At 63.6% G+C, this 10,368-nt stretch carries 9 protein-coding genes and 1 pseudogene; 4 read left to right on the top strand and 6 right to left on the bottom strand.

Annotated features, from left to right (window positions below; genetic code table 11):
• Nucleotides 1-18: 18 nt before the first annotated feature.
• From YP76_RS26250 to YP76_RS26240, 3 genes are all read right to left on the bottom strand, one after another.
• On the bottom strand, nt 19-2,469 hold the full coding sequence (locus YP76_RS26250) for a strawberry notch-like NTP hydrolase domain-containing protein (protein WP_046766313.1): 2,451 nt from the start codon (nt 2,467-2,469) through the stop codon (nt 19-21).
• A gap of 66 nt (nt 2,470-2,535) precedes the next feature.
• Nucleotides 2,536-3,402: a DUF7146 domain-containing protein gene (locus YP76_RS26245; RefSeq protein ID WP_046766312.1), complete on the bottom strand. Its 867-nt coding sequence runs from the start codon at nt 3,400-3,402 to the stop codon at nt 2,536-2,538.
• A 62-nt stretch (nt 3,403-3,464) separates the two neighbouring features.
• Nucleotides 3,465-3,791, bottom strand: a complete 327-nt coding sequence (locus tag YP76_RS26240; protein WP_015449217.1) for a single-stranded DNA-binding protein — start codon at nt 3,789-3,791, stop codon at nt 3,465-3,467.
• A gap of 666 nt (nt 3,792-4,457) precedes the next feature.
• Between YP76_RS26240 and YP76_RS26235 the strand changes: the two genes are divergently transcribed.
• The 4 genes from YP76_RS26235 (at nt 4,458) to YP76_RS26220 (ending at nt 8,418) form a co-directional block, all read left to right on the top strand.
• Nucleotides 4,458-5,546 carry a replication initiation protein gene (locus YP76_RS26235; protein ID WP_041865596.1) on the top strand — a complete coding sequence of 363 codons (1,089 nt, stop codon included), beginning with the start codon at nt 4,458-4,460 and terminating at the stop codon, nt 5,544-5,546.
• 194 nt (nt 5,547-5,740) lie between these two features.
• Complete coding sequence (locus YP76_RS26230) at nt 5,741-6,943, top strand: AAA family ATPase (protein ID WP_017183651.1); 1,203 nt, start codon at nt 5,741-5,743, stop codon at nt 6,941-6,943.
• Between the two features lie 47 nt (nt 6,944-6,990).
• Nucleotides 6,991-8,004, top strand: coding sequence for a ParB/RepB/Spo0J family partition protein (locus YP76_RS26225; protein WP_028056255.1), 1,014 nt, complete (start codon nt 6,991-6,993; stop codon nt 8,002-8,004).
• A 63-nt stretch (nt 8,005-8,067) separates the two neighbouring features.
• Nucleotides 8,068-8,418, top strand: coding sequence for a hypothetical protein (locus tag YP76_RS26220; RefSeq protein WP_017183653.1), 351 nt, complete (start codon nt 8,068-8,070; stop codon nt 8,416-8,418).
• A 44-nt stretch (nt 8,419-8,462) separates the two neighbouring features.
• On the opposite strand, the gene YP76_RS26215 is transcribed toward YP76_RS26220, so the two are convergent.
• The 3 genes and pseudogenes from YP76_RS26215 to YP76_RS26205 form a co-directional block, all read right to left on the bottom strand.
• Nucleotides 8,463-9,146 (bottom strand): RES family NAD+ phosphorylase, encoded by a 684-nt coding sequence (locus tag YP76_RS26215; protein WP_046766311.1) that lies wholly within the window; start codon nt 9,144-9,146, stop codon nt 8,463-8,465.
• On the bottom strand, nt 9,146-9,544 hold the full coding sequence (locus tag YP76_RS26210) for an antitoxin Xre-like helix-turn-helix domain-containing protein (protein ID WP_015449223.1): 399 nt from the start codon (nt 9,542-9,544) through the stop codon (nt 9,146-9,148). Before YP76_RS26210 ends, YP76_RS26215 begins: the two co-directional genes overlap by 1 nt.
• Before the next feature lie 96 nt (nt 9,545-9,640).
• Nucleotides 9,641-10,368, bottom strand: a pseudogene (locus YP76_RS26205) (hypothetical protein); the annotation flags it as partial.

Below are 10,368 nucleotides of genomic sequence, written 5' to 3'. Positions count from 1 at the left end.
CTAATGTTGAGCTCAACATTAGATATATTCGCGCGGAGACAGCTCGATGTCGAGCCAGGCGCGCTCCTCGGGGGACAGGTTGGCAAGGGCACGGTCGAGCATGGCTTCCGCCGTCGACACGAGCTGGACGACGGCGCAGTCGCCGCGCGCGAGATCGGCGGCGATCGCCGGGATCAGCGACGGCAGCTTCATCGACAGCAGGATCTGGCCGAAGAAGCGTTGCTTGGTCGATTCGAAGATCGACAATGCCGCGGCCTTCGCGCCGCTATTATAGGTGGCACCGCTGAAGCCGTCGGTGACGCGCGTGGCGGCGAGCGCGGCCTGCAGATTGTTGTGAATGATCGCCCAGGCATCGGCATAGGCATTGTAGACGGCGATCTGTTCTTCGCTGAGCCGATGCTCGAGGATGTCATATTCGACGCCGGCGAAGCTGAGCGCCCGCGCGGCATAGAGGCCCTGCGCCTTGAGGTCGCGGGCGATCAACTCCATCGCTGCGATGCCGCCGCGGCGAAGCGATTCCACGAAGGCCCGCCGGTCGGCGAAGGCCGTCTGCGGTCCCCACAATCCGAGGCGTGTCGCATAAGCGAGGTTGTTGACGTCCGAGGCGCCCGTCGCCGAGGAGTAGAGAATCCGGGCGCGCGGAGCGAGATTTTGCAGGCGGACGCCGGCGATGCCCTGTTCCGACCCTTTCGTGGCGCCGAACCGGCCCTCGCCACCGGCCACCCCGGCCATCTCATGCGCCTCGTCGAAGACGATGACGCCGCTGAAATCCTCACCCATCCATTCGATCAGCTGGCGCAGCCGCGTGCCCCTGTCACCGCGGTTGGAGCGCAGGGTGGCATAGGTCAGGAAGAGGATCCCATCGCCCAGCGCGATCGGGGTGCCGAGCTTCCACTGGTTGAGATGCTGGATGTCGAGCGGCAAGCCGCCAAGCGCCGACCAGTCGCGGCGAGCGTCTTCGATCAGCGTCTCGCTCTTGGATATCCAGAGGTGGCGGCGGTTGCCGCGCAACCACTGGTCGAGGATGACGCCCGCCACCTGCCGCCCCTTGCCGGCGCCCGTGCCATCGCCAAGGAAAAAGCCGGTCCGATAGGCGTTACCGGCCTCTGCCGGCGACAGCGAAAGACCCTCCTCGCTAGATACGAACCGGCCCGGAAGGTCGCGCTCGAACGCCGCGCCAGCGTAGATCAGCGTTTCGAGCTGCGCGTCCGAGAGCAGGCCGTCGTCCAAGATCCTGGCCGGCAGCACGGGTTCATAAGCGACCGGGGGTGCGGCAATCGATCCCATTGCCTGCGATTCGACCAGCGCGCTTGGGTGCTCACGGGCATCGGCAATTAGCAGACGGCTCGGCCGATAGGGCAGGTAAATCCCTTGCGGTTCGCCCGCGGGCGCCGGCGCGTCGAGACGGTGATAGACGACCGCGCGGGTCGTGGGCAGGGTCACCGCCACACGCGAGCTTACGGGGCGGGTCCGCCGCGTGAGGCTCCGGAACAATCCGCTGGGGCGGGAGATCGGTTGCGGCGTGGGGGCGCACGGGGTCGCCATCGCATCGATGGCCGCGAGCGCAGCGCCGAACGTCGTACAGGTCTGGCGTGGGACGCAATCCCCTGCCCCGCCCTTTTCGAGGAGAATGAGCTGAACCGCTTGCCCGGTGCCGTGCTTGGCATAAGCATGGGGCGGCAGGTCGAGATGCAGCCGGAGATGCGCGCCCGCGGTGGCGTGCAGCCAATCCGCGTCCCCTGTCTCGATGCGATCGGGAAGAATGACGGCGCAGCGCCCGCCTGGTGCGAGGCGCAAGAGCGCGGAGCGCAGGTGGCGAAGCGCAGCGTGGCGGTCGCGCCCCCGTCCCTGGCTCCGCGAGAAGGGCGGGTTGATGAGCACGACGCTCGGCACCAGTTGCGGATCGAGCATGTCGTCGATCAATTCGCCGTCATGCGTGCTCAATGTGCCCTCGGGAAGGGCATGACGCAGCAAACGCGCGCGCCAGGCATCGATCTCATTGAGGAGAAGGCGAGCGCCGGCAAAATGACCGTGTACGGCCAAGAGCCCGGTCCCGGCCGAGGGCTCGAGCACGATATCGCGTGCCGTGATCGCGGCTGCCCTGGCGGCAAGGAAGCCGATCGGTGCCGGTGTCGAGAATTGCTGGAACGCGACCTGCGTTTCGCTACGCACGCTGTGCGTCGGAAGCGCCGCCGTCATGGCGATCAGCTGGGCGAGCCGCACATTCGCATCTGCCGGGAGTGTTGTGTTCTTCAGATGGAGGATCTGCGCGAGTTCGAGCACATCATAGGCGTCGCGCAATGACCATGAGCCATCCGCGCTCGAGCCACCGAAGGCGGAGGTCATCCCGGCAAGGAGGTCGTTACGTGCAACCGAACGGCCTTCGGACAGCCGGTCGGCTATGCCTTGAGCAGCGGTCCGGGCGGGATCATCGAGCGGCAGCGTGAGCGCGAGGGGTTGTGTGGCCATGGGGTATCTCCGGGTCTGACACCTGGCATCAGCGCCAGGTCATCAGCCTGAAGGCCCCCTCCCCTCTCAGGCCGCCTCGGCGGCCCGGCGGACACGCCAAGCATCATTCCAATCCGCGTGCCGTTCCGGGAGGCGGAGCACCAGTTCGCGTCCATGGGCTGTGAGATGCGGCCGAGCTTTTTTGAGCATGGCGGCAGCGGCGGTACCGCGATCACCATAGACGATGATGCGTTTGACCCGTTCGGGGATGGCGACGAGTCCAAGGCGTTCGACGCCGCCCAGCGCCCAGGTTGGCGTTCCGAACCAGGCCATTGCCGAAAGGGCGTCCTCGATGCCCTCAGCAAGGCCAAGCTCCTCTCCGGCCGGCGCCAGACGGATGGCCGCGTTGCCAAGCAGGCCAAGGGCAATCTTCGGCTTTGACAGGGGCTTGTGCAAGATGTCAGCGAGATCGAGGCAGGTCCGCTGGACGGCCACGACGCCCAGATCGTTCTCGACCGCAGCGATCATCGCCGGAAAGAACCGGCGCTGGTCACCTGCCCCGACAATGGTGCGGGGATTGTAGCGCAGACAACGCGGATAAGGAGGAGCAAGACCGCGTGCGGCAAGGTAATCGGCCGCTGGCGAGCCGGCTATGGGCTGGCTTGCCTTCCATAGCCGAAGCGCGAGAGCGCGATGGTCGGCCATCGCCTTCGGGCGCGGCATGGTGAGCGGCACCGCATCGTGAAGTTTGCGCCGGCGCAGGGCAGTCAGAACGTCGCGCGTATCGCAGCCAGCAAAGCAGTGGAACAAGATCGCCCGTTCGCCCAGGCGCACTGACAGGCTGGGGCCATGATCGTCATGAGCCGGGCAACGGCATTCGCCGCGCGTCCCGCGCCACGTTCCGCCGAGGGCTTCGACAATGGCTTTGGCGCGATGGGAAGCAGCTAGGGGCATCAACTAATCCTTGCAAAGTGGTGGAGCGCCGCTGCCGGTTGCGCCCTCCCCTCTCCGCCAATTCAGCCAGGCATGCCCTTGGCTGCGAGGATACCGAATTCCTCGACGATGCGATCGGTTGTGTAATGGGTCACGCCGTCGCGTTCATAGGAGCTGTCCTTGAGCCGCCCGGCAATCCGCACCAGATCCCCGACTTGGGCTCGGTCGGCGATATGCTTGCGCTGGCCCTCGCTGAAGACGCTCACGCGGTTCCAGTGACTGTCTTCCTGCCATTCGTCATCGTCACCCTTGCGGCGGTGATTCGCGCAGACCGACAGCAGGGTGACTTTCGGTCGCGCATCGATTTCGCCGATCCGGCCGATGATCTCGAACTTCGCGAAGTTGATCATGCACCCTCCATTCGTGACGTCCTTTGGCGAGGAAGCCTATCGTGGACGGCCAACTTCGCGTATCCCTCCAGACAGGGGGATTGAATGTTTGCTTCAAGCGCAGCGCCAATCTCTTTCTCAAAATAAAAATATCAAAACGCCGCTGCTCGCAGCGGAAGCTTTTCCGATTCAAAAGGATTCAGATTCGGGAAGCCGAAAGCCCAGCGTTTCTGCGGGCTTGAGCAAGCCTATCCTGACCTGACGGGGGATTTTGCCTGCCCTTGTGGGGGCTAATTCCTGACCGATCGGGGGATGCAACCTGACCGGTTGGGGCTTTCCTGACCGCATGGGGGCCAGGCTCTGTTGGGCGCGATTCGCTCGTCATATCGCTCGTCAGGGACGTTCTTCGCCCTCCGCGCGGCCGTTTGCGAGGATCAGATCGCTTTGAAACGCGACTCGGCGTACTTCCTTGTGTTTTGTCGTTTGGGGGTGAAGTTCCATCCTGACCTCTTGGGGGCCGAAACCGTCGGACATCCTGCCCTGACTTGACGCAAGAGGACAGGTCAGGCAGATTTTCTTCCACGCCGGACGAATCGGTGCAGACTTCATGGCATGGATGACGAACAAGCCCTAGACCACGCTGTAACGCCCTCCCCCGCCGGTGATGATGCTTCTCCGGGGCGGGCGATGCGGGTGGCTGCCGCCCTGCAGGCCAAGGGCGGCGACGAGTTCGCCAAGCCCGGCAGCATCGTCGAGGTCAAGTTCGTCAAAGGCCAGTCGCTGAGCCTGACCGCTTCGCGTTTGCTTGCGCTGATGATTTTGACTGCGGGCGGTGATGCCTGGGAGGACCGCCCGCACAAGATGCGAAAGGCGGATATTCGCCGCGGCCACAAGGGCAATGAGCGCATCTCGGATATGCTCGAGGAACTGCATCGCACGCTTTTCGCGGTCGATGATAAGTCCTGGCGCGGCAAGAAGGCGACGCTGCGCTTTTCTCTGATCTCATCATCGCGCGAAGAAGTTGAGGACGAGGAGGGCGCGGAGGCAGGGTGGATCGAGTGGGAGTTCACGCCCGAGGCTCGGAAACTGATTCAGGAATCGGAGACCTATGCGGTCCTGAACCGGCAGGCGGTGCTCGGCTTTCGGTCGACCTACGCGCTAAAGCTATACGAGATCGGGGCATTGCGGCTGCATCGACGCCAGTCGCTATGGAAGGGCGACATGACGGCACTGCGTGCGCTGCTCGGCATCGCGCCAGACGTTTACAAGGACTTTGCGCAGCTGCGCCGCAAGGTTCTCGAAAAGGCGAAGGCCGAAATCGACCAGCTCGCTCATTTCCGTGTGGAGTGGCGGGAAATCCGTCAGGGTCGAACCGTCACCGAGATCGAATTTCGTTTTGAGCCAAAGGATGCGCCTGAGCAGATAGCAACCGTGGATGAAATTGCTCGGCACTCTGCGGGGAGGAAGGCGAGGCGCGAAGACGAGGTCGAGACTGTGGCCGTCGAGGCCGTCACGCAGGCGGCGGTGGCGGCCTTGGTATCAAAGGATAAGACTGGGGCAGGGGAGGTCACCTTCCCGAACGGCACAATCCGATTTGGGTCGGACACGCTCGCGGCCATTGGCCGTTCGGCCGGCGGTGGTTGGGACATCGATCTGATTGCCGACGCCTATCGCGCGCAGATGGGTGAGAGGCTAGCGAAGCTGAAGGGCGCCAAACTGATCGCGTCTTGGACCGGCTTTTGCGAGAGCTTCCTGGCGCGGCGCGGGCGCCCTTGAGCCGAAATTGCACCGGTGCAATTTCAGGGTGGCTAGCCCCCAAGAGGTCAGGTTGTAGGCGTGCACGAAAGGCTGGCGGCGCAATTCGAGGCAATTGGGCCGACCGGGCCTACTCACTTGCGAAAATAAGCCTTTCATTGACATAAAAGTGCAAATTGAGCTATGCCCCCTACAGTTTCGCAAGGGGGCCTCTCTTGGCTGCATCACTCGATATTGAGGGCACGCAGGATCTGCTGTCCGTCTCAACGCTTGCACAACGGACCAGCTCTGTTCTCGAGCGGCTCCGCGACTCTGCGCGTAGCGCCCGGGCGGACGAACGGCGCGAGCCCACCTTCCCGATCGGTAAAGCGGCCGAACTGGTCGGCCGGACCGCGGCGGCCATTCGCGAGGCCGAGAAGGACGGCCGCTTGCCGCCGCCTCCGCGAACCGAAAATAATCGGCGCGTCGGTTATACCCTGGCGCAGCTCAACGACATGCGGGGATTGTTCGGCACCCGGCCCTGGCGGGCTGCCACCGACCCCTGCTGCGTCATCGCGGTGCAGAACTTCAAGGGCGGGGTCGGGAAATCGACCCTGTCGGTGCATCTGGCCCAATATCTCGCGATCAAGGGCTACCGGGTGGCCCTCATTGATTGCGACAGCCAGGCGTCGGCAACGACCCTGTTCGGCTATGTTCCCGACCTCGACCTAACCGAGGAGGACACGCTCTATCCGTTCTTGCGGCATGACGACATGGAGTCGCTCGATTACGCCCTGCGCAAGACTCACTTCGACGGCCTCGAGCTTGTCCCGGCCAATCTCCGGTTGTTCCAGTCGGAATATGAAATCGCGGCGCGTATGGCGCGCGGGCAGGGGAACCTGATCGATCGCATGGCACAAGGCATTGCGAGCATAGCCGATCGGTTTGATGTCGTTGTTCTCGACCCGCCGCCGGCGCTCGGTGCGATCTCGCTTTCGGTGCTGCGTGCGGCCAATGCGCTGGTCGTGCCGGTGCCGCCGACGGTAATGGACTTCTCGTCGACTGCAGCCTTCCTCGCCATGCTCGACGAGACCATCGAGACCCTGGCTGATCGCGGCTTGGCCCCGTCGCTGCAGTTTCTGCGCTTCGTGGCCTCCAAGGTCGACGAGAACAAGTCGATGCAGAAGGAATTGCTGAACCTGATGCGGACCCTTTTCGGCCACGCGATCGTGCGCACACCGCTCAAGGATTCGGCGGAAATCGACAATGCGACGGCGCGGCTGATGACGGTCTATGAGCTTGACGGACCTGTCACCAGTTCGGCGGTGCGCAACCGCTGCCTCGCCTATCTCGACGGCGTGAACAGTGAAATCGAGGTCGACATCCGGTCGATGTGGCCCAGCCATCTGGCGCGCTTGCGCAAGGAGGGCCTCGCCTGATGCGAGCAAAATTGCACCGGTGCAATTCCGGGTAGAAGGGGTGGATGATGAGCAAGAAAAACGCCAACTTCGCGGCTGATCTGGTCGCCGGAATCGACCCGGGGGCGCAAGCTCCAGCGGCCCGGCGCCCCGGCATCGGTGCGAGCGTCCTGGCGGGTCGAGAAAGCCGGCTTGCCGAATTGGCGACGGGCAGTGTCGTCTCACGCACCCATGAACTCGTTGATCCTGCACGCTGCCGGATGTGGGTCGGCCATAACCGCGAATATGCGCTGCTTAACGAGGAGCGGTGCGCCGATCTCATCGAGAGCATCAAGGCGCAGGGCAAACAGGAAATGCCCGCCATCGTCCGCCGTGTGAAGGACGACCCTGCCTTCGATTTCGAGGTGATTTGCGGCGCGCGCCGGCATTGGACGATCAGTTGGCTGCGCGCCCACAACTATCCGGATTTCCGCTTTCTCGTCGATATCCGCAGCCTTACCGACGAAGAGGCTTTCCGGCTTGCGGACCTGGAAAACCGGGCGCGCGACGACCTTACCGATCTGGAGCGCGCGCGCGATTATTTGCGCGCGCTCGACGCCTATTATGAAGGGCGCCAGAAGGTCATGGCCGAGCGGATCAACGTCACGGAAAGCTGGCTCAGCCGCTATCTCGACCTTGCCCGACTGCCGGCAGAACTGATGGCGGCCTTTGCCATCCCACAGGATCTCAGGATCAAGCATGTCACCGCGATCAAGCCTCTCTTGAAACCGGAGGACCGGCGGCAGCGTGTGTTCGCCGAGGCGGGGCGTCTCGCTCAGGTGCAGTCCGACCGCGCAGCACCGATGCCGGTTCCCGATATCATACGCGCTCTCGCTCTGGCCGCCGATCCCCCCAAGAGGTCAGGATCCCCCAAGAAGTCAGGAAAGCCAGAAACGATCGTGTCCGAAGGGGGGAAACCATTGCTGAAAGTGGAGGCGGTGGATCGTAAGGGTCTCAAGCTCACCCTGCTTCCGCATGCCGGTGGTACGCGGGCTGAAGCGGAGGCCGCGTTGAAAGCCCTGCTCGATCAGCATTGGAGCTAGGACAATCTTCAGCGTTCTGAGATGTGAGAGTTTTGTCTTCACATGTTGAATATGGACTGCCCAATGACTGCAGCCTTCCAGGATGACATTCGCGAGAATGAGATCATCGCGCCCCGTCGTCTGGCGGAGCGCCTGCGCTTCTCCATGGCGCATTTGGCTCGCGTTGCTCGCCTGGATCGTAAGGCCATGACTCTGTATCCCTCCGCCCCGACCGTGCAGATTAAACTGGAGGAAATAGCCCGAGTTATAACGCGAGCGGCAGAGCTCGCAGGCGAAGAAGGCAAGGCGGTTATCTGGTTCAAGCATCAACCCCTTTCTGGAGTTGGGAAAACGGCTGCGGAATTGGTTGCGAATGGCGATATCGATATCGTCATGGAAGATCTCGATCGTATGGCTGCCGGGGTCTATTCCTGACAGGCGTCACTCGATGCCGAAAGGCTAGCTTGTCCCCAGGACCTTTAGGTGAATGTCTTCTTCTCGTAGACGGTGACAATCGCCCGGCCATCCCAAACGTAGCACAGGTGCCGCTCCTGTCGGCAGTTTGCGAGTAGGCGAGGGCGGAACACCGCGGCGCACTCGCCGTCGTTGTCGCGCACGCTTTGGTATACGATGCCATCCGAACCTTGCTCACGCAGGTGTCGGCCAAGCGCCTGGCCGGCGGCATAACTGTCCGGGGCGTAGAGGGCAGGGCGTTCATCGCGCAGGCCGCGAATATCGTGGAGCATGGCGTCCAAGTCGACCGCGTAGACGCGCATGTCGAGTTCCTGCGCCGGTTCGTGGGTGTACGCCATGAAGCGGGTTCGGTGATGGCTCGTCTCGGCAACCGCAGTCTCGATGGTGTTGGAAGCATAGAACAACCCGAAACTGCCGTCACAGAATCGGCTGCCATCTGGATTGAGGTGGGTGAACGCTGCCATGATTGCCGATGTCCCGGGTCCCGATACGCGGTCCTCCGATGGGACGAGCGCAAGGTCCCCGACCTCGTCGCGAAGCCGGTCGTTGGTCATCGCCTCGATCGCATAGACCGCTTCTAAATCGGCCGGATCCGCGACGTCTTCAAACAGCGATATGGGCGGGAACCGGCTTGCGACGATCCGATAGCACGGTTGCCACCGCACTTGCGTCGTCGCAATAGCATCCATCAGCCGCGCTGCGCGTCGATATATTGGCGCACCACGTAGAGATCGGCGACATTGCCCGAGGCCATCCGCTCGATCGCCGGGCGTCCGGCGAACAGCGGCGCCTCATTGGGTTTGCGTACCCATTCGTTGGCGGTACGGGGCAGGAGCATCTTCAGCCCCTTGTAGATCCCCATGACATAGGAGATGCGCTCCAGCGCATCCTTGGGAATCGCCGCGACGGCGCCGCGCTTCCAGGTCTGGAAGGTCGAGCGGCTGTCGAGCCCGAGAAGCTTCATCTGCTCGGCTTCCTTAAGGCCCCAGGCGTCGGCAATGCGGAAAAAGGTGCGCAGCGCCGGACCGCTCAGGTCCTTGCGGCTAGGCGCTTTGGCGGGGACGCCGGAATGGGCAGCTGTGGCCATTGGCCATCTCCTTCTTTCTCTGTCTATGTATGATATCTGTACATAACGTCAAGAGGAGATCAGTTTTCATACACGCCTAATGCGCGCGAGGCCGCGTCAGGGATGGCCAGAACTGCCGGCGAGCAGCCGGTCGATCTCGCCCATCGCCGCGTCGAACTCGGTGAGCGCCGGATGGGGGAGCGCGAGAGCGTGGTCCAGGGGCGCCGACAACCGATCCCTTCGCGGCGCTTCGGCGACCAGCAGAACCTTGCCCTTGATGCTCGCGCGCCGCGCGAGGCCCGCTGTGACTAGCGCGTCGCCGATCGCATAGGTGCCGCGCCGGCTGATCCCGAACGCCGAGGTCATCTGATCGAGCCCGAGCGGCGCAAAACCAGCGAGCAGGATCCACACCTGCGGTGCCCGCGCGCTCGAGCGCAGGTGCCCCAGCTGCTCGCGCATCAGCGCCGCGCGCCGTCGCGCTTTCGCGACCAGCTCTGCAAGCCGGGTAGCGCTGGCGTGGAGAGTTCGCGCTGAGACAATGGCGCGTTCGCCAGGCCAGAGCTGCGGCTGAAGCGTTTCGGCGGTCACCGCGCCGGGGCAGGGGAGGGCAAGCTGCCACGCGCCGCACGCGGCCAGCAGCCGCCCCAGCGAGGCATCGACCGCCCAGAGCGGTGTGCGCGGGGCGGCCTGCTCGATCGCCACCGCGCGGTTCCCAAGCGAACGGATTTGCACCGCGCGCTCCAGCGGCGCGAACAGCGGATCGGCGTGCAGCAGCGCGTGAAGGCGCGCCAGACCCGCGAAGGGCAGGGGAATCTCGTCATCCGCGCCGGCCTGTTTCACCAGCT

The organism is Sphingobium chungbukense, assembly GCF_001005725.1.
GTDB lineage: Bacteria > Pseudomonadota > Alphaproteobacteria > Sphingomonadales > Sphingomonadaceae > Sphingobium > Sphingobium chungbukense.
The sequence above is the reverse complement of the archived record's forward strand: the minus strand, read 5'-3'. Positions and strand labels throughout refer to the sequence as shown.